General features: G+C 70.4%; 20 protein-coding genes and 1 riboswitch. Of the genes, 11 read left to right on the top strand and 9 right to left on the bottom strand.

The window, feature by feature from the left end; all coding sequences use genetic code 11:
• The 4 genes from ACFYPM_RS24990 to ACFYPM_RS24975 all read right to left on the bottom strand — a co-directional run.
• The coding region (locus ACFYPM_RS24990; RefSeq protein ID WP_387201423.1) for a tetratricopeptide repeat protein at positions 1-3,837 on the bottom strand (3,837 nt) is incomplete at its 3' end.
• Positions 3,834-4,262 carry a CU044_2847 family protein gene (locus ACFYPM_RS24985; protein WP_387201420.1) on the bottom strand — a complete coding sequence of 143 codons (429 nt, stop codon included), beginning with the start codon at positions 4,260-4,262 and terminating at the stop codon, positions 3,834-3,836. The genes ACFYPM_RS24985 and ACFYPM_RS24990, both read right to left, overlap by 4 nt.
• Positions 4,263-4,498: 236 nt before the next feature.
• Positions 4,499-5,473: an endonuclease NucS domain-containing protein gene (locus tag ACFYPM_RS24980; protein WP_387201417.1), complete on the bottom strand. Its 975-nt coding sequence runs from the start codon at positions 5,471-5,473 to the stop codon at positions 4,499-4,501.
• 125 nt (positions 5,474-5,598) lie between these two features.
• Complete coding sequence (locus ACFYPM_RS24975) at positions 5,599-5,802, bottom strand: DUF1877 family protein (RefSeq protein ID WP_387201414.1); 204 nt, start codon at positions 5,800-5,802, stop codon at positions 5,599-5,601.
• 103 nt (positions 5,803-5,905) lie between these two features.
• On the opposite strand from ACFYPM_RS24975, the gene ACFYPM_RS24970 reads away from it, so the two are divergent.
• Together ACFYPM_RS24970 and ACFYPM_RS24965 are read left to right on the top strand one after the other, a co-directional pair.
• The gene (locus ACFYPM_RS24970) at positions 5,906-8,179 is read left to right on the top strand and encodes a glycoside hydrolase family 44 protein (protein WP_387201411.1); all 2,274 of its coding nucleotides are present in this window, start codon (positions 5,906-5,908) and stop codon (positions 8,177-8,179) included.
• A gap of 273 nt (positions 8,180-8,452) precedes the next feature.
• Positions 8,453-9,367, top strand: coding sequence for a hypothetical protein (locus tag ACFYPM_RS24965; RefSeq protein WP_387201408.1), 915 nt, complete (start codon positions 8,453-8,455; stop codon positions 9,365-9,367).
• 181 nt (positions 9,368-9,548) lie between these two features.
• On the opposite strand, the gene ACFYPM_RS24960 is transcribed toward ACFYPM_RS24965, so the two are convergent.
• Both ACFYPM_RS24960 and ACFYPM_RS24955 read right to left on the bottom strand, forming a co-directional pair.
• Complete coding sequence (locus tag ACFYPM_RS24960) at positions 9,549-10,400, bottom strand: CPBP family intramembrane glutamic endopeptidase (RefSeq protein ID WP_387201405.1); 852 nt, start codon at positions 10,398-10,400, stop codon at positions 9,549-9,551.
• A 69-nt stretch (positions 10,401-10,469) separates the two neighbouring features.
• A complete protein-coding gene (locus ACFYPM_RS24955) occupies positions 10,470-11,399 on the bottom strand; it encodes an alpha/beta hydrolase (RefSeq protein WP_387201402.1) in 930 nt (309 codons plus the stop codon).
• 77 nt (positions 11,400-11,476) lie between these two features.
• Here ACFYPM_RS24955 and ACFYPM_RS24950 point away from each other — a divergent pair, with 77 nt between their 5' ends.
• Positions 11,477-12,046 (top strand): helix-turn-helix domain-containing protein, encoded by a 570-nt coding sequence (locus ACFYPM_RS24950; RefSeq protein ID WP_387201399.1) that lies wholly within the window; start codon positions 11,477-11,479, stop codon positions 12,044-12,046.
• A gap of 17 nt (positions 12,047-12,063) precedes the next feature.
• Here ACFYPM_RS24950 and ACFYPM_RS24945 read toward each other — a convergent pair whose 3' ends face one another.
• Complete coding sequence (locus ACFYPM_RS24945; RefSeq protein WP_358002641.1) at positions 12,064-12,237, bottom strand: hypothetical protein; 174 nt, start codon at positions 12,235-12,237, stop codon at positions 12,064-12,066.
• A gap of 537 nt (positions 12,238-12,774) precedes the next feature.
• On the opposite strand from ACFYPM_RS24945, the gene ACFYPM_RS24940 reads away from it, so the two are divergent.
• Entirely contained in the window at positions 12,775-13,002 is a 228-nt protein-coding gene (locus ACFYPM_RS24940) for a winged helix-turn-helix domain-containing protein (RefSeq protein ID WP_387201396.1), read from the top strand.
• A 656-nt stretch (positions 13,003-13,658) separates the two neighbouring features.
• Positions 13,659-13,994 (top strand): hypothetical protein, encoded by a 336-nt coding sequence (locus ACFYPM_RS24935; RefSeq protein ID WP_387201393.1) that lies wholly within the window; start codon positions 13,659-13,661, stop codon positions 13,992-13,994.
• A 109-nt stretch (positions 13,995-14,103) separates the two neighbouring features.
• On the opposite strand, the gene ACFYPM_RS24930 is transcribed toward ACFYPM_RS24935, so the two are convergent.
• Together ACFYPM_RS24930 and ACFYPM_RS24925 are read right to left on the bottom strand one after the other, a co-directional pair.
• Complete coding sequence (locus tag ACFYPM_RS24930; RefSeq protein ID WP_387201390.1) at positions 14,104-14,643, bottom strand: DinB family protein; 540 nt, start codon at positions 14,641-14,643, stop codon at positions 14,104-14,106.
• Positions 14,644-15,246: 603 nt separating this feature from the next.
• On the bottom strand, positions 15,247-15,684 hold the full coding sequence (locus ACFYPM_RS24925; protein ID WP_387201826.1) for an acyl-CoA thioesterase: 438 nt from the start codon (positions 15,682-15,684) through the stop codon (positions 15,247-15,249).
• 196 nt (positions 15,685-15,880) lie between these two features.
• Positions 15,881-16,095, bottom strand: a riboswitch (cobalamin riboswitch).
• 130 nt (positions 16,096-16,225) lie between these two features.
• On the opposite strand from ACFYPM_RS24925, the gene ACFYPM_RS24920 reads away from it, so the two are divergent.
• The 6 genes from ACFYPM_RS24920 (at position 16,226) to ACFYPM_RS24895 (ending at position 24,550) form a co-directional block, all read left to right on the top strand.
• Complete coding sequence (locus ACFYPM_RS24920; protein ID WP_387201388.1) at positions 16,226-18,274, top strand: copper resistance protein CopC; 2,049 nt, start codon at positions 16,226-16,228, stop codon at positions 18,272-18,274.
• Between the two features lie 64 nt (positions 18,275-18,338).
• Positions 18,339-18,938 carry a copper chaperone PCu(A)C gene (locus ACFYPM_RS24915; protein WP_387201385.1) on the top strand — a complete coding sequence of 200 codons (600 nt, stop codon included), beginning with the start codon at positions 18,339-18,341 and terminating at the stop codon, positions 18,936-18,938.
• Between the two features lie 23 nt (positions 18,939-18,961).
• A complete protein-coding gene (locus ACFYPM_RS24910; RefSeq protein ID WP_387201824.1) occupies positions 18,962-20,176 on the top strand; it encodes a Dyp-type peroxidase in 1,215 nt (404 codons plus the stop codon).
• Positions 20,173-20,763: a copper resistance protein CopC gene (locus tag ACFYPM_RS24905; protein WP_387201382.1), complete on the top strand. Its 591-nt coding sequence runs from the start codon at positions 20,173-20,175 to the stop codon at positions 20,761-20,763. Before ACFYPM_RS24910 ends, ACFYPM_RS24905 begins: the two co-directional genes overlap by 4 nt.
• A 55-nt stretch (positions 20,764-20,818) precedes the next feature.
• Positions 20,819-22,939 carry a cytochrome c oxidase assembly protein gene (locus ACFYPM_RS24900; RefSeq protein ID WP_387201379.1) on the top strand — a complete coding sequence of 707 codons (2,121 nt, stop codon included), beginning with the start codon at positions 20,819-20,821 and terminating at the stop codon, positions 22,937-22,939.
• 147 nt (positions 22,940-23,086) lie between these two features.
• Positions 23,087-24,550: a PepSY-associated TM helix domain-containing protein gene (locus ACFYPM_RS24895; protein ID WP_387201376.1), complete on the top strand. Its 1,464-nt coding sequence runs from the start codon at positions 23,087-23,089 to the stop codon at positions 24,548-24,550.
• Positions 24,551-24,560: the final 10 nt, after the last annotated feature.

Raw genomic sequence — 24,560 nt, 5'->3', positions numbered from 1 at the left:
AGCCTCGACGTAGTCGCCCCGAAACTGGGCGAGCATGCCGAGCTGGTGGTAGCTTTTGGACATGCTGGCCCGGTCGCCCAGCTCCTCTTTGATGGTCAGGGCTTGCTGGTAACGGCGTTCGGCCTCGACGTAGTCGCCCCGAAACTGGGCGATTATGCCGAGCTGGTGGTAGCTTTTGGACATGCTGGCCCGGTCGCCCAGCTCCTCTTTGATGGTCAGGGCTTGCTGATAGCGGCGATCAGCCTCGACGTAGTCGCCCCGAAACTGGGCGAGCATGCCGAGCTGGTGGTAGCTGCTCGACATGCCGGCCCGGTCGCCCAGCTCCTCGTCGATGGTCAGGGACTGCTGGTAGCGGCGTTCAGCCTCGGCGTAGTCGCCCCGACGCTGGGCGAGCATGCCGAGCTGGTGGTACCAGGCCGGGCGGCGGGGTGAATTCTCTGGCAGCCAGCCAAGGGTGTCGTGGATGAGGCTGATTTCTCGGTCCCATGCCCCCCACCCGTCGAGCTGGCTGCAGATAACCTCGGTGATGGCTCCGGCGGTTTCCAGATCACCGGTGGCCAGCAGGTGGTGACGGGCCTCGTCGAGGTCGTGGATGCCGTCAAACCGATCCTGCGGCCAGGTCCGGGCGCGCCACCGCCAGTAGGTTGCGGCATCGTGGTGGGCAGCGGTGACCAGCCCGGGGCGGTGGTGCGGACCGTGGTCGGTGCTCCAGTGGCGGTGCAGTTCGGTGGCGGTCCAGCGGTGCATCACCACCCGCTCGTCATCGACGATGGCGATCAGGCTGGTCGTGGCGAGTTGCCCGACCAGTTCCGTCATGCCCGGTGGTACGGCGAACGGGGGCTGAGGCGGTCGGCGTGCCTGCTCAAGAAGTCGGCCGAGACGTTCGCCGTCTGCCGGGGTCAGCGGACTGTCCTGCCCGAGCGCCTCCGTCAGCCCGTTCAGATCGAGTGCGTATCGCGACAGCAGGTCACTGATCTGCCCGACTGCCTCTGCCCTGCCCCCGGCCTGCTGTTCCAATTCGGCAGCCGGCTTTGCGACGCCGATCTGGAACAGCAGCCCGTTGACGTCGACGGGTTCGCGGTAGACGCTGATTCCGGCCAGCAGCCGGACCGCGCCCTCGATGGTGTCGAGGCGGGTCAGGTGCTCGGTGAGCAGGACATCGTCGGCGGCCAGCGTGACCGTGTCGGCCAGTGCTGCGTCCAAGGTGCGGTGTTGGGCCAACCACGCGGCGGTGCCGGCGGGACCGAGCCGCGTTTCGACGGCCTGGCGCAGGCGTCGGGTGATGTCGGTGAAGCGGCCCTGTCCCGCAGGGTCGCCGCCGCTGCTGGGCAGCAGCGCGTCGAGGTACTCCAAGGCCCTGGGGTGCCCACCGACGGTGTGCCAGATCCGCTGCTGCGCGTCGATGTCGGCGGCGTGCCGGTCCAGGCGGGGCAGCGACCACAGCAGCTTGCGGGTCTCGGCCAGGCTCAACGGCGGCACCTGATAAGGATGCAGCCGTTCGGCGGCCGGGTCGGGTAGTCCGAACCGGTAGCGGCTGGTGATCAGCAGCCGGCTACGGCCCGGGCTGGTCAACCAGGTGGCCAGCAACCCCGCCAACCCGGGATCCCCGACCGACCAACCGGCGTCAACGCCGCTGTCCCGGATCAGGTTGTCCTCGAAGTTGTCCAACACCACCAGGATCCTCATGCCGGCCAGGACCTGATCACGCAACAGCGCGAATCGGTCGGACCCGGGCAGGTCCACCCGACCGGCGGCCTGCACCGCGACCATTGGCGGGCCGCTGAACTGTTCCCGCAGCACCAACTCCCGACGGGCCGTACCGCCGACCGCGGCCAACAGCCCGTCGACGGTGACCGGCCCGGTCACGGTGACCAGACGCCAGTCCGGCGACGTGTCCAGCAGGCGGCGGACCACCTCGGCGGCCAGGGTGGTCTTCCCGACCCCGCCGATACCGTGCAGCAGCACCGCCGTGCCGGTGCCGTCAGTCAGGAGGCCGGGCAGGGTGCGCTGGGCGTGCCGGCGACCGACGAACTGCCCGACCGGCCGGGCGAGTAGGCCGCCCAGGTCCGGCACGTTCTCCGCGCGAGGTTCCGCTGGTGCGGCGCCGTCCGCGACGGTCACCGACGGCGCGGCGGCCAGCACGCTGACCACACTCCACTCGTCCATGCCCGCGACCGCCTGGGTCAGCGGGTCCGGGGCGGCGGCCAGGTCCCGTTGCACGCGACGGCGGGCCTGGGCCACCGCCGCGACCACGTCCGGCCGCGCCGAAGCCGCCAGCTCGGCGTACACGGCGGCGAACAACCGTGTGGCGTACACGTCGGTGACCGAGGTCTGCGTCGCGATCACCGCGCCCGCGCCCCGCCGGGCCAGCCTGGCGGCGAACGACCCCGCACCGTCCTCGCCGTCGGCGTCGGTGTAGCAGGCGGCAAGTGAGATCACCCGCGGCATTCGTCCCTCCGGAATCGCCTCCGCTATCAGCGTTTCCGGATCCACCGACCGGCGACCACCCTGCTCGTCCTCGAGGTGCAGGAGGCCCGGCGCACCGTGCGCGGACAGGTGCAGCACGTGGGTGGTGTCCTCGTCCAGCACCGCACGGATCGCCGCCGTCGTGGCGAACGGCAGGATCCGCACCACCGCCCGACTGCGGTGCGCCCGGTGCACCGCGTCCAGGACACTGCCCAACTCGCGCTCGTAGTCCAACAGCGGACCCCCGCCAGACTCCGGCGAGGCGATCGCCACCACGATCCGCAAGGGACCCGGCGCCGCAGCCGACCCCGAACCGGCCGCCTCCACCCTCCGATACACCGACACCAGCTCGTGCAGCGCGATCGGACGGCCGGTCACCGGCTCCGGCAACGCCTCCCACGGCAGCCACCACCAGTCCGGCGCCTGCACCCCCACCCGTACCGACACATGCTCCAGCTGCGCCCGGCGGATCACCCGGGCCAGCGCCTGCGCCACCGTGACGGGCAGAAACGATTCCGCCAACAACTCGCCGGCGCGCCGCAACGACACCACACCGGCGGTCTGGTCGCCGGCCGCGAGGTCACGCGTCACCGCACGCCGGCGGGCGCGTTCCCGACGTACGTCCTGTAACGCGTTGGCCAGGCCGGGGGACACACCACGATGCGCCGCCGTCACATCCTGCCCACCCCCCGACAGGCGCACCTGCGACTGCGACACCGTCAGCACCAGGTCCAGCAGCCCATTCGCCGGCACCGTCTCCTCGACGACGACCGACGCCACCCCGTCCAACAACGCGGACAGGTCCTCGACCCGGGACACCCACACCGCACCGGCCAACCAGCCGTCCTGTGAGTTGTAGCGGCCGGAGACCACGCCAACCACCGCCCGGTCGGACGACCGCAGCACCGGCGCACCGCTCATCCCCGGCATGACCGCGTCCGCCTGCAGACGCGACCACAACACGCCGTCGCGCAGCGCCGGGCCACGCCAGTGGCCCCCCGCGGTCAGCAGCTCGTACTCGTGCCCGTCGTCCTCGACCGTCGGGTAGCCGGCCGTCGTTACCGGCTCGTTGTCCCGCACCCCGTCGGAGGCGACCACCTGCGACACAGACCCCGACAGCGGCTGCTCGGCACGCAGGACCGCCAGGTCGTGCACCTCGTCGACGCGTTGGACCGTGGCGTCCCATCCAACACGGCCGCCGACGGGTCCGACCCGCACCACGCATCCCGCCGCTGCCGCGTTGATCTCCGCGAGAACGTGCTGGGCGGTGACCAGGACACCCGGCTCGACCTGGAAACACGTGCCGACCGGCGCCGCATCGTCAGCAGCGACCCAGCCGAGATAGTCGTATCCGGCCACCCGCACGGTCATGACGCGCCGTCCTGCGCTTCCTCGGCGTCGGCGTCGGCGTCCCCCGGTTCCACTTCGCCCGGGTCTGCTTCGCCCGGCCCTCGAAGCGCACGGTCAGCAGTCGCGCCATAAATGATCTTCACCTTGAGTGACGCCTCGCCCGAGGCGCCCGCGACGATCACGTCACCTTTGGCCGACACCTTCAGCCCGAACTCGACCTCCACCGACTCCGGGCTACCGACGCGGCGCGTGACCCGGCCGACCATCCGCGCCGTCGACACCGCGATTTCCTCCACCGCCGACTGCGCCCGCTCGAACGCACCCGCCGCATAGTCCACGACCCGATCGACGCGTTCACCTACCGACGTCTGCTGGGAACCACCCACGGGCACGACCTCGACGAGTACCTCGACCGCTCCCACCCGCACCGCAACCGTCTGCGTCACCCGGACTCCTTCGCCGAAAAATGGTAGGAACCATCTGACCAGCAAGCGGAAACACCCAGATAAAGATTAGATAGAGGCTAGCCAGCGGTCAAAACGACACCCAACGCCCCATAGGATCGAAAATATGTCAGCGATCCGACAATCAATTTCCGGTCCACGAGAGGGCCCGATTACAATTCCTACAAATTGGACAGATTGCGCCTAAGCGGGTGCGTCGAACGTCGTGGGCACTCGCACTAGGGCAGAGGTTCGGCGAGTTGGTGCAGGGTGCGGCCGTCCTTGTCGCGGTACCAGTTCTGCGCCCAGAGCTGTGCTCGTGGCGGCTGTCCGGTGGCCGCGTCGATGATCCGTCGGATGAGCTCGATCAGCCGGTAGGATTGCCCATCGACGGTCCACTCGACCGGGCCATTGACGTCGTTGCGCCACCGCACCCGAACCCGATCCGGGTCCTCGTCAAGCCATGCTCGGATCGCGTTCCGGTCTTGATCGACCAGGTCAGGGACAACGATTGTCAGCGGAGTCCCGTCCGCGATCGCGTGGTGCGCGACGAGCCGCTGCACGGCGGCGGCCTTCCGCTCCCCGGCTGCGCGGGTGGCGGCCTGAGTGCCGCTACTGGAACGGGGCCGGACCATGAATTCCTCGGCATCGGGTACGGGGATCAACTGCGCGACGGACAGCACTTTCTCCCCACCGGCGGTCCGGTAGAGCTGATAACGCACCAGCCGAATGTCGATGCCCGCCTCATACAGGTACAGCGCCGTGTTGGTCACGGTGGGACCGAAGTCGGACGCCATCAGGACGATCCGCGGCAACCCGAGCGTCTCGTCCGACAGGCCTTCCGCCCACTCCACCAGGCCAGCCAGGGCCTGCTGGCTCGTCACGGCAGGGCCGAGGTGAGCGGCGTGCACCTCGGCAAGCAGGTCGAGGGTGAATCGACTGGCCATGGCGGCGTAGTTGATGGCCTGCATGGTGATGGTGTCCGGAGCTCGGTCACGTTTGAGTTCAATCACCACCAGTCGGCCGGTCCGGTCCAGACCGAGCACGTCCAATCGGTCCGCTGTGCTGCCCGCCGTGGACGCCCAACGGCCGTACTCGAAGGTGACGACCTTGATGCCGTCGCCAATCAGCTGCGGGTGGTCGATCACCCACTGCTGCAGATGCTTGCGTTCCAGGAGACCAGCCTCGGCCAGCGTGATGGTCTGCGCGGGCACCGCGGTCGTGCCGTCGACTGTGAACAGCAGTTCTTCGGGCATGTCGCACCTCCGGACGCTGACCGTACCGGGGCCGGAGGATCAACGAGAGGGGGAGCGTTTGCGCGGTAGCTTGGCGACTTGACTCAGGTGGCGGTGAAGATCACTGAGCGGTCCGCCTTAGCGGCTCGGTCGTAGAACGCCTGCACATCAGCGACGGTGCTCCAGGCGTACTCGAAATCGTCGTCGTCCCGCGCCCCGTCGTAGTCGCTGCCGTCGATCGCGTCGAAGCGGCGGCGTAGCCAGGTTCGGTCGACAGTTCGTAGGGCCGCGGCCACATCCCGAAGCATGCCGGCGATCGTATGGGAGGGGTGCGGCGTTGACTCGGAGCCGGGAAGGCGCAACGCTGTGGAAGCGCTCCCATCGTCGAGCTCCTATGCGAAAGGAATGCTCGTGCGTCCCACCACCACCGTTCTACTCCCGGTCGTGCTCGCCACGGCCCTCGGCGGTCTGGCCCTGCCGGAGCCCGCCCTGGCCGCGGCCGGCCCGGCGCTCAGCGTCGACACCACCGCCGCCCGCCACCAGATCAGCCCGTACATCTACGGCATGAACTTCGCCGACGAGGCCCTCGCCCGCGACCTGCGCCTGCCGGTGCACCGCTACGGCGGCAACGCCACCACCCGCTACAACTTCCGTGCCGACACCACGAACCGCGCCGCGGACTGGTACTTCGAGAACATCCCCAACGACAACCCCAGTCCGGACGACCTCCCGGAGGGTTCGGAGACCGACCGGTTCGTGCAGCAGAACGAGGCCACCGGCGCGGCCACGGTCATGACCATGCCGATGCTCGGCTGGATCGCCAAGGACCGGTCGCGGGCGTGTGGCTTCAGCGTTGCCAAGTACGGCCCGCAGCAGTCCACCGACACCTGGGCACCGGACTGCGGCAACGGCATCAAGCCGGACGGCTCCCCGGTCACCGGCAACGACCCGGAGGACACCAGCGTCGCCGTCGGCGCGGAGTACGCCACCGACTTCGTCAACCATCTCAAGGGGCAGTTCGGCGCTGCCGCCGACGGCGGGGTCCAGTTCTACAACCTGGACAACGAACCGGACCTGTGGCACTCCACCCACCGCGACGTCCGCCCGACCGGGCTGGGCTACGACGAGCTACGCGACCGCACCTACGAGTACGCCGCCGCGATCAAGGCCGCCGACCCCGGCGCGAAGACACTCGGTCCGGTCGGCTGGGGCCTGAACTCGATCCTCTTCTCGGGCCTCGACCAGGACACCTGCTCGCGTACCGGCTGCTGGTCGAACCCGCCGGACAAGGCCGCGCACGGCGGCCAGGACCTCGGCCCGTGGTACCTGGACCGGATGCGTGAGTACGAGCAGCAGCACGGCACACGCATCCTCGACTACTTCGACGTCCACCTCTATCCGCAGCAGGCCGGCGTGTTGGGCGAGGCGGCCGGCGACGCCAACACCCAGGCGCTGCGGCTGCGCTCGACCCGCCAGCTCTGGGACCCGACCTACGTGGACGAGAGCTGGATCAACAGTCCGGTCCGGTACGTCCCGCGCCTGCGCGAGCTGGTCGACAAGCACTACCCGGGCACGAAGATCGCGATGACCGAGTACAACTGGGGCGCCTTCGGGTCGCTCAACGGCGCGCTCGCCCAGGCTGACGTCCTCGGCATCTTCGGCCGCGAAGGGCTCGACCTGGCCACCCTCTGGACCGCACCCACGGCCGACCAGCCGGTGGCCAACGCCTTCCGCGTCTACCGCAACTACGACGGCAAGGGCGGCGCGTTCGGCGAGACCTCCGTCCGGGCGACAAGCGCCGACCAGGGCAAGCTGGCCGTGTACGCCGCCGAGCGCAGCGCCGACAAAGCGCTCACCCTGGTCGTCGTCAACAAGACCGGCGACGACCTGACCAGCCCGGTCGCCCTCACCGGCGCCTCCGCCAGCACCGCGCAGGTCTACCGTTACAGCGCGGCGGACCTCGCCGGCGTCGTCCGGGCGGCTGACCAACCGGTGACCGCCGGCGGCTTCACGGCCACCTTTCCGGCCAACTCGATCACCCACCTGGTGCTGCCGCGCGGCACCACGCCCGGTGACACCCAGGCGCCGACCGCCCCGGGCAGGCCGACCGCCGGCACGATCACCGGCGACAGCGTCGCGCTGACCTGGACGCCGTCCACCGATGACACCGCCGTCACCGGCTACGACGTGCACCGGGTCGACACCACCGGCCCGGTGAAGGTGGGCAGCGCCACCGGCACCGCCTACACCGTGACCGGGCTGACGCCGGACACCCCGTACACCTTCGTGGTGACCGCCCGCGACGCGGCGGGCAACGTCTCGGCGGCCTCGCCCGGCCTGACCGTGCGGACCGCGCCCACCGCCCCGACCGGCGGTTGCACGGTCGGCTACACGGCGAACAGTTGGCCGGGCGGCTTCACCGCGTCCGTGACGATCAAGAACACCGGCACCACCGCGATCGACGGCTGGAAACTCGGCTTCGACTTCCCCACCACCGGCCAGAAGGTCGGTCAGGGTTGGTCGGCCACCTGGAAACAGAACGGCACGAGCGTTACCGCGGACAGCATGAGCTGGAACGGCAAACTTGCCCCCGGCGCGTCCACCAGCATTGGCTTCAACGGCACGTGGAGCGGCACCAACCCGGCGCCGACCGCCTTCACCCTCAACGGTCAACGCTGCGGGTGACCTGAGAGACCTCTCCGCCGGACCACGCCGGCGGAGCAGGCCCGGGGGGTCCGGGGTGCAGCGGCACTCCGGACCCCTCGCTCTCCGGTGCCCTTGCTCTGCTGGAGCTATCGGCAATCTCCCGCAGGCAGTGTCGTATGCGCCGATTAGCGTCGCTCATGTTGACAGGCGACGGGAGGGCGGGTCATGACGGGTTGGGATGGCGTGCAGTTGCGGAACGGCGGCGCTGAGGATGAGGTGCGGGCTCGTCTGGCGGCGGGAGCCGACCCCTGCATGCCACTCGGGATTGACTCGGCCCTGCACGTCGCGGCGGAGGACTCGTCGCCGGCAGTCGTGGCGGCGATGGCAGCGGCGGCGAGCGATGTCGACTGCCTGTCCGACGGTCGATCCGCGTTGTGGCTGGCGGTTCACTCGCGGCGGCACGACAACGCCCGGGTGCTGGCGGCCGCCGGTGCAGACCCGTGGCAGCCGATGATGGCCGGTTGGTCACCCGGTCGGCTGAGCCTCGCCGGCTCCGAGCCCGATCTGTTCGGCGCCGCGCCAGCCGGCGTCGAGCTGAGCCCGGCCGAGCGGGAAGCCGTCGAGTTGGCCGGTGAGCTGGGCGACCGTTTGCAGGTCGACCACTACGACGGGACCGGGCTTCTCTGCGTCGCGGGGATCGATGCGACCGAGGCGATCCGGCGGCTCGACGGCACCCCGATGACCGAGGACGACCTCCTCGCCCACTACGACGTCGATGTCGACGAGGATCCCGAACCAGGCGACGAGCACGACTGGGTCTGGCTTTCGGAGATCAACGATCTGCTGCTCGTCGGCGTCACCGACGTGCCCGGCGGCTGCGTGATCACCCAGCCGTGGGGATACCAGCCTCGGACACCCCTGATCGGTCGACTGCTGTCCGCCGGCACCATCGCCTACGCCCTGTACGCGAACCCGAAAAGCGGCAACCAGGGCAGCATTTACCGCGACGGGGAGACGATCGGCTGGGACCTGCACCCCGGCGGTGCCCCGTGGAGCGCAGACACCAGCCAGATGGTCCTGCTCAGCTACCTCTACAAGTCGCAGGCTCCCGCATACGCGTGCGCGTTCGTCGGCCTGCGTCCCATCGACGCCCGATGCATCACCGGCCCGGCCGACCAATGGGTTCTGCTGCCCGAGCGGGACTACTGGGCCAGCAAAACAGTGTGATGACGCCCGGAATGATGAGGCATGACGTGCCAGGCCGGCCGGCGCGGGCAGGACGCGCGGTGTCCACGCCTGCGTTAGCACCGGCCAACCGCTACCGCATCCCAAGGAAGGTTGTGCTGCACCAGCACCGTCCACGGCCTGTCTTATACCGCTGGGCGTCGCTGACGATCCAGCCACCCGTTCACCGCAGCTCAGCCATTTCGCGGTGGTCCAGCGCCGGTCGGTCCTGGCCACGGTTGCGTTGTGCCGCGAGCAGCGCGGCCGCAACGATGATCTGTACCGACAGGACGAGCGCCTGGGTGGCGGGTGCCTTGAGGGTGAGCAGCGCGATGGTGGTGTTCACGCCGAAGTGGACCGCGACCGATGCCGCGACCCCGGCGAGTTCGTAGGCGTAGCCGGTGAGCAGTGCCATCGGGAAGACGCTGAGCGTGAACAACAGGCCACTCCAGCTGACCAGGCCGAACTCGGACTGAAGTGTCCCGTTGATGAAGAACAGCGGCAGGTGCCACACCGCCCAGGCGGCGCCCAGCAGCAGACCGGCGCGCAGGCGGCTCATCGACGCACGCAGGCGTGGGTAGGCCGCGCCACGCCAACCGGGCTCCTCGGCCAACGGACCACCCACCAGCATGCTGATCAGGAACGGTACGGTTCCGCCCGCCGTCGCGATCAACTCGCGCCCTTCGGTCAGGCTCATTGCGGGGCCGCCCAGGAACTCCGCGAGCAGTGCGGCTGCCAGCACGGTCCCCGATGCCAGGGCCAGCATGGGCAGCGCCCAGAACAGCCGTGGGCGCAGCCGAAGTCGCACCGTATGGGCGGGGATCGGTTGACGACGGCGAGAGCGCCGTATCCGGACGGCGATCGCGCCGATCACCGGGCCGAATCCACCGAGGAGGTACGGAACGAGGGTGGGGGACGTCATCGCCGGTCCATCGAGTGTGATCGCAAACAGCCAGAAGGCGAAGGTCCAGGCAAACGTGACGATCCAGAAGGTGGTGAGGCCGTCATGGTGGCGAGCGGGGGTTGCGGTGGTCACGACATTTCCCTTCGCGGGGTGAGGAACAGGGGTTGTTGGGGTTGGCTCCGTGTGGGGGTGAGCCAGCGGTTACCCGACACGAACCGTTTCGGGCGCCCGGTGTAGTCGGTGGGCGAGCCAGCCAACCACCTGCGCGAGCAGGTCGGGGTCGACCGGTTGGCGGAGCAGGTGCCGGTAGGAGCGCACCGACGGACGGCCGAAGTCGCGACGCAGCACGTGGGTGAGGTCGGGAACCCGGTGGACCGTGACGTCGCCGGGCACCAGCCTGCGGATCTCGTCCAGGTCCGCCGGGTCGACCTGGACGTCCTCGCCGCCGGTGATGGCCAGGACGGGGGCCTTGATGTTCGCCAGGTCGGGGCGCGGGTCGTGGTCGAGCAACTCCCGCAGCCACCGGGCGTTGGTTGGCCTCCCGAGGACGCGCACCACGTCCGTGCTGGACGTCTTGATGCGGGCGAGTTGCCGGTTGGCCAGGGATCGCAGGATCGGTAGCAGCGGTCGTACGGGAGCGGGCAGGTCGCGGGCGATCATCGCGGCCTGCCAGCGCAGGGCGTCCTCCCCTGGGCGGGCGAACCCGGCCAGCAGCACCACCGCCGCGACCTCCGGGCGTGCCCCGAGGGACATGGCGTGAACGGCACCCTCGCTGTGCCCGAGCACGCCAACGGCCTCCGTCCGGATATCGGGTCGGGCAGCGAGGGCGCGTAGCGCGGCGGCGGCGTCGTGCCGACCGGCGGCGAATCCGGTCGCGCGCCAATCGCCGCCCGTGGCGCCGACACCGCGCCGGTCGTAACGCAACGTGGCGATCCCGGCGTCTGCCAGCCTGCTGGCCAGTGGTGGTCCGAGCTCCATCCGGAGGCGCGCGGTGTTGGAGTCGCGATCCAGTCGCCCGGAGCCGTGCAGTAGCAGGACAGCCGGGTGCGGTCCAGGGCCGACGGGCAGAGTCAGCGTGCCGACCAGGGGAAGTCCGTCGTCCGCGATAGCCGTCATGTCGACATCCGTCATGCGTGACCTCCTATTATTCTCAGCCCTGCGAACATTATCAGGCGTGGGAACATTATCGTATGTGGGAAGATGGGTCCATGGCAACCGCAGACCTTCTCCTGCACCCCGTCCGGATGCGCATCCTGCAAACGCTGTTCGACACCGACCCGCTGACCACCACACAGCTGCGCGAGCGCCTACCCGACGTCCCTCCAGCGACGATGTACCGGCACATCGCCGTGTTGGTCGAGGCGGGCGTGCTGGAGGTGGTCGACGAGCGGCGAGTACGCGGCACGGTGGAGCGCAGCTACCGGGTACGCCAAGACCAGGGCACGGTCAGCCCCGCCGCCCGGGCCGCGATGACCCTCGACGATCACCGACGCGCCTACACCACGTTCGTGGCGTCACTGCTGGGCGACTTCGACCGCTACCTCGCCCATGAACACGCCGACCCCCACCGCGACGGCGTGGTCTACCGACAGGCCGCCGTCTGGCTCACCGACGAAGAGTTCGCCACGATGGTCGCCGAGATCGAACACGCCGTCGTCAGCCGGACCGGCAACACCCGCGCCGGCCGGACCCGCCGCGTCGTCAGCCTCGTCGTCGTACCGGACACGCCATCGACGCCACCTGAGTCGGCCACAGCCACCCGGCCCTTGAGCGAGTAACTGCGGCATCGCTGGGGTCAGACGAGGCGTTGGAGGCGGACCTTCGGGCGCTCGTTCCGGAGGTGGCCGTGCTTGTGCTGGCGGACCTGCTCGTCCCAGACCTCCTGGTCGTAGTCCGGGTCCGGTGGGATCCATTTGTGCGAGCCGTCGCTGTAGTGGAACTTCTCGTCACCCGGACGCAGGATGCTCACCGCGTCCAGCCGAGGAATCGGTAGTGCAGGTGTCCGGCGGGAACGTGGGCCAGGTCCTGGGTCGCGTCGACGAGCTGAGCCGCCAGGTAGAGGGCCAGTGACACCGGGGCACAGTCGTACTCCGCTCGTAACTCTCGACGCCGGGTCTGGCATGGCCACTCCCCCGCACAGCCGCCACACGTCCAGGCCGGCCTGATCGGGTGGTGAGTGGTCACGGCGGGCCGTCCTGGCTGGGCCAGTGACCGCGGTCGATCGGAATGCGGTGGTGGCTTCGGCATGGCAGCTCGCCTCCGCAGCGACACATGCGCCGCCAGTGTCGCCAGGACCACACGGGCCGGTGACGGCGAGCGAAAGTCAGCGCCACCGCCAGCACGTACTCGTCGTACGACACTCGCTTCACCGGCTCGCCTCCCCCGCTCGCGCCAGGATCTGCCCTGCCCATGCCGAAGGGAGCACTGCTGTCTCCTTGTGCCGGAGCAATCTGGAGGCGTGGATGCCCGAAGTGGTCTACTCGTGTTGCCAACCGAGGAGAGTCACGTGCCACCGCGTTACCGCTACGAGCAAATCGCCGACGACCTCGCCGAACGCATCAAGTCCGGCGAGTTCCAGCCCGGCTCCAAGCTGCCCAGTCGGCGCGAGTTGATCGAGCACTACGGGGTCACCGAGCCGGTGATCGACCGCGCCATGCAGGTACTACGGATCAAAGGGATGACCGAGACTCTTCCCGGCGTTGGCGTCTTCGTCGCCGAGCGAATTTCTCCGTAGAACCAGCCGCCGCAGCGGCGACCTCACGCCTGCAAGTTCTGAGCGCACTGTTCGGATCGGTCCGCGGTCAACCTCCGAGGGTGCGATACCTCAGCAGGTCGTTCCTCCTTGGCGCGCTGCACCGCAAGAAGGCGGTCGAGCAGTTCCTCGGACCCGTCGTGGTTGCGGGCGACGAAGGCATCCGCTGGGTGTCCATCTGGCCCTGGCAAGAGGGCTACAACGTGTCGACCTGGACGACGAGAACCGCCGGGACCTGTCGGTGTTCCCGTCGCTGGACCCAGACGGCGAGGACGACCCGGGCCTGGCCGCTTGATCGGTCACGTTGAAGACCCGGCCGAAGCGCTGGAATTAGCACAGCGAACGACCGGGGCGTCGCCGGATCGCTGGGTCAACCACGGGGTTGCCCGGGAGGACTACGCGGACTTCGTGCGAGCCAGGAACTCCTGACTCAGATGTTGAAGCGGAACTAAGGGCCGCTACCGCGCTACCAGCGGCGATGCTATCCGACACCTGCCGAGAAGGCGTCTCAGGCTCCCATAGTTGTTCGCTGCTGACGACGTTTCGCGGTGTCTTGTGCCCCCTGTGTGCCCGCCCCACGGCCCGAGGCACCGTGTTTAGCTGCCGGCACCCGACAAGCTGACCGCGAGGCGATTGATATGGCATTGACCAAGAAGGGCGCAAGGCTCATCACGGTCGACGACATCGTCTACCGGTGGCGAGTGCGCGGGAAGCCAACCTACGCCCAAGGGCTTTGCGAGCGGCCCCTTACCCTCGCCATCGAGCAAGCCGACTGCAAGGGCGGCGTGCTGCTGGTCAGCATGCCTCAGGACCATCCGAGCAACTGGATCGGCGGCCCGCCCGTCCCTGTTCTACCGTCGACGGTCGCGGCAGTCGTCCGCAAGGCTCTGACTGAGGGATGGCGACCTAGCCAGCCATCGGCGGTCTTCCACATGGATGCGCCCGACGTATCGCCAAAGCCACGGACTCCTTGACCCCAAGGCAACCAACACGGCCCTCCGAACTGCCCTGAAGCATCGGCTGAACTCACGGTGAGGTTGCATCCTGACGGCGGTCCTCATGCTGACCCACCGTCCTGGTGGGTCACAGGCCGGTTCGCCCGTCGATGCACTCGCGCAGGAGGTCGGCGTGGCCAGCGTGCCGCGCATACTCCTCGATCACGTGGACAACCACGTCGCGCGTGGCGTGGCTGCCACCGTCGACAAGCACCTCGCGGCCCAGGTCGGCCTCGTCGAGGGCGTCGAGCCATTCGTCCGCCTTGGCGATCTCGACCTTCCAGGTTGCAAAGGCGTCCTTCACCACGGCCGGGTCGGGGAGCGCGCCCCCGAAGTCCCAATCCGGGTCGTCCTCGTGCTGGTAAAGGCACGGTGCGTCGGTTCGCCCTTGCAGCACACGCTGGAACCATTGGTTCTCCATCTGCGCCAGATGGCGGACCAGGCCGAGCAAGCTGAGGGTGCTGGGCGGTACCGCGCGTCGGCCGAGCTGCTCGGCGTCCAGTCCGTCGCACTTCATCTCTATGGTCAGGCGGTAGTTGCCGAGGTACTCCCGGTAGGTCGCCTTCTCGCCGACGGGCTGACCGAAGGTCCTGGGGTCATTTTCGGGGGCGGTCCACAGTTTGCTCACGGCGCCACCACACCGCGGGCGGATCACACCGGTCAAGTGAGTTGCGGTGGACCAACTTCGACGTCGGCGCGCATCGCTGGCGATGCTTGACACCTTCGTCCCGCAGGAACCACCGATTGAGCTGCCTTGAGGTCCACCGGAGTTCATGGACGTCCGGGCACAGTCGTCCTGGTCGTCACTCGGATCGCCGCTCAGACGAACGCCGGATCTTGCGCATGAGCATGGCCCAGACGCCGTACCCGGAGCCGACATTCCCCGTGATTGCGCCGGCAGCAGAGCCCATGAAGAGGGCGTTGGCGCAGTCAGGGCAGACCCTGCGGCCGGTGATTGTCTCTTGAAACGGCTCCTTGACCCGTCGTCTGCAGTCTGGACACTCACGGCTTGACAGGCCCATTGGCTCTCCCCGGTCGGTTATCGAGCAGGGTATCCGGCTGCCACTACCAAATCCGGCGTCAAGAGCGCCGTGACGCCTACCGGACGCCAGGGCGAGCGGCAGCAATGCGACGAGGCCGGGGTATGCCCGCGTGTGATCCGGGCATGCCCCGGCCTGCCGGCGACGGTGGAGCGGGCTCCTCGGACCAGGCCACCGCCACAACGGGCGCGTCAGCCGTCGTCGAGCAGCGCGCGCCGCAGCGCCAGCCGGTGCTTCCGGCGGATCTCCGCCTCCCGGTACCGTCGCCGGTCCCCGTCGGTCTCCGGTAGCAGCGGCGGCACCGTACGAGGCTGACCGTCGTCGTCGATGGCGACCATGACCAGGTGGGCGGTGGCCACGTCGGTGGGCGGCACCGCCCGGTCCCACCGGTCGGCGGTCACCTTGACGGCGACCTCCATCGAGCTGCGGCCGGCCCAGGTGATCCGGGCGTCGACGTGTACGACGTCACCGACCCGCACCGCGCGCAGGAACGCCGTCTCGTCGATGGCGGCGGTCACCGCCGGCCCGTCGGAGTGCCGGGCGGCGACCACACCGGCGACGGAGTCGATGAGGTTGAGGATCCGGCCGCCGTGCACCGTACCCATCAGGTTGGTGTGGTGCTGGTCCATGATCTGCGACAGGGTCAGGTGCGACGCCGACGGCGCTCGGCCGGCGATCGTGGTGGTGTCGTGCACAGCGGTAGTCCGTCCCTCGGGAAACCACACCGCCGGGTCGCGGACACGCGCTGACGAGGACCTGGCCGTGCGCCACACACACGGCCCGTCACCCGCTCAGCCCACCCGCGAGGCCGACGGCAGCGCACACGGTTGTGTACGCGGCGCCGGCAGGTCTTCGGACTCGCGGGCCTGACCGGTCGCGCCGGTCCCCTACTGGCCGTCGCTTCCCAGGCCGTTGGCCCAGTGCTGATGACGGCGGTCGTTCCCACTCACCGCTGCGGGGCAGCCCCGGATTTCCACCGGGTTCCCTCTTAGGACGCCCAGCCGGTCACGACGGGGCGAACCAGCGCCGTCGGCAGCATAGCTGGCCAGGGAATGTGTCCACCCGGGGCGTCCCGCTGCGGCGACCCGCGACCTCGTCCTCAACTTTTGTCGTTGGAGGAAGAAGATCGCCACCTCTTGAAAAAAGTCTCGCGAGGGTGAGGATATCCAGATGCGTCGTCTCCCCCAGACTTGCGGGCGGGTGGTCTCGGGCCTCCTCGCGTTCCTCCTCGCCTCGGCGGTCGCCCTGCTCGCGTCCGCTCAACCCGCCGCAGCTCACGGGACCCTCGCCGAGTCCACACCGGCGGGCGGCTCCACCGTGCGCGAGCCGTTCACGGCGGTGCGGCTCCACTTCACCGAGAAGGCCGCCGCCAACGCGTTCTTCACGGTCACCGCCCCGGACGGCACCCGGGTCGATGACGGCTGGTCGCAGGGCGAGCCGAAGCCGCTGAAGAAGCCGGTACGGGAGTACTTCCTGGTCAACGGGCAGTTTGAGCCACGGGAGTACACGACGGGGTTCCCCGCGGTGGTGACCGTCGCCCACCTGCCCGCGAAGGGCCAGTATTCGGTGAGCTACCTGTCGGTCGCCTCGGACGGCGACACCGTGCGGGGCACCCTGACCTTCCGCTACGACGGGCGGGTGGCCGCAGCGCCGAAGGGGTGGAGCCCGCCGTCGACCCAGCCGGACCCGGCGCTGGTGGCCGCCACCGAGCAGCACAACACGTCCGGGCCGGCCTCGGCGGTGCCGACCACCGCGGACGACGCGTCGACCCCGCCGGCCGCAGCGGCACCGTCGACCGGGTCGACCGGGGACAGCGGTCCCGGAGCACTGGCCTGGGCCGGCTGGGCGCTGGCGGTCGCGGCGGCCGGGGCGGTGGCCGCGTACATCGTCTGGCGTCGCCGATCGGCGTCCACCCGCAAACCCACCGGCCGGGGCCGTACCTCGCCGGCGAGCTACGCTCGACGCGGCGGTGGGGCCCGTCCCACGAACAGGGCCGGCACCGGCCCGGCCGTCGGCGGCAAGGCCGTCGGCGGCAAGACCGTCGGCGGTGGCAAGGCCAACGGTCGCAAGACCGTCGTCGCGCCGACTCCGGGCGACAAGCGGCGGGCCACCACCGTGCCGGCGGCAGGCAAGGGCAACGCGGTCGTCACGGCCCGCACGGGCGTCGCGGTCGATCCGACGCCGACCGATCAAACCGTCGCCGGTACGGACGGCGAGCCGACGGTCGAGCCCGGACCAGGACCCGACCCGGACCTCACCGCCGCGGCGCCCGGATCCCGGCTGAGCAACACCCACCTGGCCCTGCTCGTCGGCGGGCTGGTGATCGCGCTACTGGCCGGCTTCGGGCTGGCCCGCATCGGGACCGGCGACGGAAACCCGGCGAGCCGCACCGCCGGACAGCCCGCTGGCGGTCCGCCCGCCGCGGGGCAGGTGGGCTCCGCGAACGACGGGCACCAACATCCGGCGGGCACCGGGCCGCACACGCATCGGGGTGACGGCGCGACGGGCGAGACGCTGGCGACCGGGACGACGGTCAGCGCCGGCGGCTACACCCTGCAACCACTGGAGCGGTCCCAACCGCCCGGGGTACGCGCGGACTACCGGTTCCGCATCGTCGGGACCGACCGGCAACCGGCGACCCGCTTCGCGGTCGTCCACGACAAGCCGTTGCACCTGATCGTGGTCGGCCGTGACCTGTCCGGCTACCAGCACCTGCACCCGACGATGGCGGCCGACGGCACCTGGAGCGTACCCCTGACACTGGCCCGGCCCGGCGGCTACCGCGTCTACGCCGACTTCTCCGTCACCGCGACCAACGACACGCAGATTCCGCTCGTGCTGGGCGTCGACCACACCGTGCCCGGCGCGCACACCCCGACCGCGTTGCCGCCGGTACAGGCCCAGGCGAAGGCCGGGCCGTACGCGGTGTCGATGACCGGAACCCCGACGGTGGGGGTGACGGCGCCGATGCACTTCAAGGTCAGCGCCGACCCGACCGTGCCCGTGCAGCTGGAGCCGTACCTGGGCGCGTACGGGCACCTGGTCGTCGTCCGCGAGGGCGACCTCGGGTACGTGCACGTCCACCCCGAGCCGGAGCTGGTCGACGGGTCGGTCAAGTTCTGGCTGACCGCACCGAGCTCGGGCCGGTACCGGGCGTTCTTCGACTTCCAGGTCGCCGGCAAGGTGCACACCGCCGAGTACACGATCAACGTGCCCTGAGCCGGAACTTTCTCCCCGCTGCGGCCGACCATCCAGCCAGCAGCAATCATCGGAGGAAGAACACATGCGCAGCACCAACCCGCTCGGTTCACGCCGCTTGGCCACCGTCCTCGCCGCCGCCGTCCTGGCGGTGGGCGCCGCGGGTTGCGGCTCGTCCGACTCTCCGTCGGCGGCGCAGCCCACGTCGTCCGCGTCGGCCTCGGCCAACCCGGACGCCGGTGTGCTCGGCATTCGTGACCCGTGGGTGAAGGCGGCCGACAAGGGAATGACGGCGGCCTTCGGGACCCTGGTCAACGACGGCGACAGCGATGTCACGCTGACCAGCGCCACGACCGAGGTGTCGCCCATGGAGCTGCACGAGATGGCCATGAAGGACGGCAAGATGGTCATGCGGCAGAAGCAGGGCGGCATCGTGATCAAGTCCAGGGGCACGCACGCGTTGGAGCCCGGCGGCGATCACCTGATGCTGATGGACCTCACCAAGCCGGTCCGGGCCGGCGACGAGTTGACAGTCACCCTGACCTTCGCCGACGGCCGGACCCAGCAGTTCCGCGCGGTGGCCAAGCCGTTCACCGGCGCGCAGGAGAGCTACGCACCCGGGCACGGCGAGCCCATGCCCGGCCTGAGCGCTACGCCGGGGATGAGCATGAGCCCGGCATCGTGACCGAGACGTCACCCGTCCGGCCGGTGAGCAGGCGTGGCCTGCTCACCGGCGGGGCTCTCGCCGTCGGCGGTGCCGTGGCCGGCGGGACCGCGATCGCCGTGACCCGTGCCGGGCAGACCGGACCACCGCCGGCGACCATCGCCGACACGACGCTGGCGGCGAGCGTGGGCGCCCTGGTCGAGCCGTTCCACGGCGCCCGGCAGGCCGGGGTCGCCACCGAACCGCAGGCGCACGCGGCATTCGTCGCGTTCACCCTGCGACCCGGCACCGACCGGGCCGCGCTGGGGCGGATGCTGCGGCTGCTCACCGACGACGCCGCCCGGCTCACCCAGGGCCAACCCGCGCTTGCCGACACCGAGGCCGAACTCGGGCTGCTGCCGGCACGGCTGACGGTGACGTTCGGCTTCGGGCCCGGCCTGTACCGGGCCGCCGGTGTCGACGACCGGCGGCCGGCATCGGTCACCGACCTGCCCTCGTTCCGCGTCGATCGACTCCAGCCGGCCTGGTCCGGCGGCGACCTGCTGGTGCAGCTCTGCGCGGACGACGCGGTCACCGTCGCCCACGCCCAACGAGTCCTGATCAAGGACAGCCGGCCCTTCGCCGTCGTCCGCTGGGTCCAGCAGGGTTTCCGGCGCAGCCCCGGAGTCGAACCGGGCGGCCACACGCAGCGCAACCTGTTCGGCCAGCTCGACGGCACAGCCAACCCCCGGCCCGGCACTCCGCTGGACACCACGCTGTGGGTGCCGGACGGCCCGGCGTGGCTTCGCGACAGCACCACCCTTGTGCTACGGCGCATCAGCATGAACATGGAGACCTGGGACCTGCTCGGCCGCACCGACCGCGAACTCGCCATCGGACGGCGGCTCGACACCGGCGCGCCCCTCACCGGCACCGCCGAACACGACGAGCCCGACTTCGCCGCCACCGGCCCCGACGGGCTCACCGTCATCCCCGACTTCTCCCACCTCACCCGGGCCCGAGAAACCGACGACCGGCTGAAGATCCTGCGCCGGCCCTACAACTACGACGGTGTGCCGACAGCCGAGGGCCACGCCGACAGCGGGTTGATCTTCACCTCGTACCAGGCCGACATCGCCCGGCAGTACCTGCCCATCCAACGCCGACTGGCCGACCGGGACCTGCTCAACGAATGGACCACCCCGATCGGCTCCGCCGTCTTCGCCATCCCACCCGGGTGTATGCCGGACGGCTGGATCGGCGAGCAGGTGCTCGGATGACCCCGCCAACCGGAGACGTCACCAGGACCGTGCCGCCATCCCGCCCCACCGCCGTCCGGCTCGGCGCGGCGGCGCTCGCCGTCCTCGTGGCGCTGCTCATCCCGGCCACCCCGGCCTGCGCGCACAACTCGCTCAAGTCGTCGACGCCGGCTCGGGACACGACCCTGTCGAGCGCGCCGACCGAGGTCGCCCTCGAATTCATGCAGCGGCTCGACCCCACCTTCACCACGATCGTGCTAACCGACGCCGCCAAGCGGAAGCTCACCACCGGCGAGCCGGTGGTCACCGGGGCGACGAGCACGGTCCAGATCACCGACGCACTGCCCAACGGCAGGTACACGGTCGCCTACCGGGTCGTCTCCGCCGACGGGCACCCCGTTCAGGGGTCGTACCCGTTCACCGTTGCCGACCCCGCGTCCAGCGCCGCGCCGGTCGCCGAGGCCGGTACGTCGGCCGCCACCGCGTCCGCCGCCGCGAAGAACACCGCCGGCGGCCCGGGTGCCGCGGTGCTCGTCGCGGGTGCCGCGCTCGCCGTTCTCGTCGTGGTGGCGGCCGGGTTGCTGTGGCGGCGGGCCGCCCGTCGCTGACCGACCCGTTCTCGCGCGGTCGCGTCCCCATCACCTCACACCGCAAGGGCAACACGTGTCCGACACACACTCTCCGCGGCTCGCCGACGACGATCCGAGCGCCACGTCCACTGTCACCAGGACCTCGACGGCCACCGAGGCGTACGCCGGGTCGGTCCCGGCCACCGCTCGGCGCCGCGGCTCCGTGGTCAGCTGGTCCGTCCCGGTCGCCGCCGTCCTCTCCGGGGCCGTCCTGCTGGTGCTCGGCCTCCGGGTCGGGGGCGCCCTCACGACCGCGCTGCCCGGTCTCCCCGACGCGGGGCCGATCACGACCCGGGCGCTGCCGGTGGTCCGCCTGCTCTCCGACGGCCTCGCCACCGTCACCGTCGGCATGCTGGTGACGGCCGCGTTCCTGCTGCCCGGGGACGGCCGCAGCGTCGCGCCGCACGGCTACCTGCTCCTGCGGCGAGCCGGTGTCGCCGCACTCGGGTGGTCCGTGACGGCCCTGGCCCTGATGGTGCTGACGGTGTCGGACCTGCTCGGGCAACCGCTGGCGACGCTCCGGCCCGCGACTGTCGTCAGCTTCGCCACCACCATCTCGCAGGGGCAGTCGCTCACGGTGCAGGCCGGGCTGGCGCTGACCGTCGCGGTGCTGTCCCGAAGCGGCGTCTCCCGAGGGCTGGCCGCGACCGTCACAATCCTGGCCCTGGTGGCGGTGCTCCCTCCGGCCTTCACCGGCCACTCCGCCGGGGCGGGCAACCACCAGGTCGCCGTCACCAGCCTGGCCCTGCACGTCCTGGCCGCCGCGGTGTGGATCGGTGGCCTCGTCGCCCTGCTGATGGTGCGGCGCAGCCGACTGCTGCCGGACGCCGTCGCCCGGTACAGCCGCCTCGCCCTGGGCTGCTTCGTGGCCGTGTCGGTCAGTGGGCTGGCCAACGCCGCCGTCCGCCTCGGTGCTGTCGACCACCTGTGGCAGTCCCGCTACGGCTGGCTGGTCCTCGGCAAGCTCGCTGCCCTGCTGATCCTCGGCGCGCTCGGCGCGGCGCACCGCGTCCGTACGCTGCCGGCGTTGCGCGCCGGGAGGCATTGGGCGTTCGGCCGGTTGGCGGCCGGGGAGTTGACCGTGTTCGCCGCCACGGTGGGGCTGGCGGTGGCGCTGTCGCGCAGCCCCACACCCATTCCCACCGACGGCGTCGACGCCGATCCGATCACCGAGCTGCTCGGCTTTCCGATGCCCGCCGCGCCGACAGCGGAACACCTGCTCGGGCAGCCGTTGCCGGACCTGTTCTTCCTGACCCTCTGCGCCCTCGGTGTCGGCGGCTACCTGGCCGGGGTACGACGACTGCGCGTGCGAGGGGACCACTGGCCGCTCACCCGCACGGCGAGTTGGCTGGGCGGGTTGCTGCTGTTGGCGGCGGTCACCGACCTCGGTGTCGCCCGCTACGCGTACGTGCTCTTCAGCGCGCACATGGCACAGCACATGGTGTTGTCGATGCTGGTGCCGATCCTGCTGGTCAGCGGCGCACCGGTCACCCTCGCCCTGCGCGCGCTACGCCGACCGGCCGACCCACAGGTACGCGGCGCCCGGGAGTGGTTGCTGATCGCGGTGCACAGCCGCGTCAGCAGGGTGCTCACCCACCCGCTCGTCGCGCTGGGCATCTACACCGTCAGCCTGTTCGGCCTGTACTTCAGTGACCTGCTCGGTGTGCTGATGCGCTCCCACCTCGGTCACCTCGCGATGCTCACCCACTTCGTGGTCGCGGGCTGCCTGCTGTTCTGGGTGCTCATCGGCATCGACCCGGGCCGCCGGCGCCTCCCCCACCCCCTGCTGGTGCTCATTCACCTGGCGTCGATGATGGCGCACGGCTTCTTCGGCCTGGTCCTCCTGCAGACGACCACCGTCCTCGCCCCCGACTGGTACACGGCTGTCCACCCCACCTGGGCGGCGTCCCTGCTGGCCGACCAGAGGCTCGGCGCGGGCATCGCCTGGGCGTTCGGAGAGCTGCCCGCGGTGGTCGTCATGATCATCCTGATTCGCCAGTGGATCCACGCCGACAAACGTGAGCAGGGCCGCCTCAACCGGGCGGCCGACCGGGCCGACGCCACCGGAGCGGAGGACGACCTCGCCCGCTACAACGCGTTCCTCGCCGCGGCCGCCGACAGCGACAGTGACCCGCGCCGCACGGCCGGACGCTGACCTCGGCGAATCGGCCCCCACGTCGCCGGGAACCGGCGACGCCGGCCAGCCGACTACCAGACAGAGCCGACGCGACACACCACCGGGCGACCAGACCAGTACGGGAGACGCCTTCGGGTGCCTCCCGACTCTTCCGATCGGATCACCATGTCTCTTACCGAATTGTCCGGGACGGCGACGCCGGAACCCTCCGCACCCGAGAAACCCGCCCGGCCGGCCCGACGTCCGTCGCCGTTCGGCGCGCTGCTGCTGCGGTTGCACTTCTACGCCGGCATCCTCGTCGCCCCGTTCCTGGTGGTCGCCGCGTTGACCGGGCTCGCCTACACCACGACCCCGCAACTCGACTCGTTCCTCTACGGCGACCAGTTGACCGCCGCCCCGGTGGGTGACCGTCAGCTCCCGTTGGCCGAGCAGGTCGGGGCCGCGCGGAACGCGCACCCCACCGGCAGCATCACCGCCGTGCAGCCCGGCGACGGCGACCGGACCACCAGGGTGGTCTTCTCCCTGCCGGAGCTCGGCGAGAAGCAGCACACCGTCTACATCAACCCGTACACCGGCGAGTTCCAGGGTCAGCTCACCACCTGGTTCGGCTCGACGCCGGCCGCGACGTGGCTGGACGACCTGCACCGCCACCTGCACCTGGGCACGGCGGGCGAGAACTACTCCGAACTGGCCGCGAGCTGGCTGTGGGTGATGGCACTCGGCGGGGTCATCCTCTGGTGGCGTCGACGCAGCGCCGCCCGAGCCAGCGCCCGGCACCTGCTCGTGCCGGACCTGTCCACCGGCCGGGGTGTTCGCCGCACCCGAAGTTGGCACGCCACCACGGGCGTCTGGCTCACCGTCGGGCTGCTCTTCCTCTCGGCCACCGGCCTGACCTGGTCCCGCTACGCGGGCGCGAACTTCGCCTCGGGCCTCGACGCGCTCAATGCCCGTACGCCGGAGATCTCCACGAGCCTCAGCGCGGTCCCCGCCGAGCCGGGCGGCGGCCATCACCACGGTGACGCCGGGGAGGGCGCAACGGTCGAGTCGGCGGCCTTCGACCGGGTGCTGACAGTCGCCCGCGACGCGCGACTCTCCGGGCCGGTCGAGATCAATCCGGCGGCGGAGCCGGGCGTCGCCTGGACCGTCACGCAGATCGACAACACCTGGCCGGTCGCCAAGGACCGCATCGCCGTCGACCCGGCCACCAGTACGGTCACCGCGCGCAGCGACTTCGCCGACTGGCCCCTGCTGGCCCAACTGAGCGGGCTCGGCGTCCAGGCCCACATGGGCCTGCTCTTCGGCCTGGTCAACCAGATCCTGCTGGCCGCGCTCGTCCTCGGGCTGCTCTGCGTCATCGTCTGGGGCTACCGCATGTGGTGGCAACGTCGACCCACCCGCACCGACCGACGCGCCCTCGCCGGCACCCGGCCGGCCCGTGGTGTCGTACGCGGACTGCCGCTACCGGCCCTGCTGATCGGCGCAACGGTGGTCGTGGCGGTCGGCTGGGCGCTGCCCCTGTTCGGGCTCACCCTGCTCGCCTTCCTCGTCGTCGACGTCGTCGCCGGCGCGATGTTCCGACGCCGACGACCTGCCCAGGCGCCCACCTCGTCGGCACCCGCCGGGAGCTGATCAGCGAGGG

It is taken from the genome of Micromonospora sp. NPDC005203 (genome assembly GCF_042872705.1).
Taxonomy (GTDB): Bacteria; Actinomycetota; Actinomycetes; order Mycobacteriales; family Micromonosporaceae; genus Micromonospora.
This window is presented reverse-complemented; position numbering and strand designations above follow the sequence as displayed.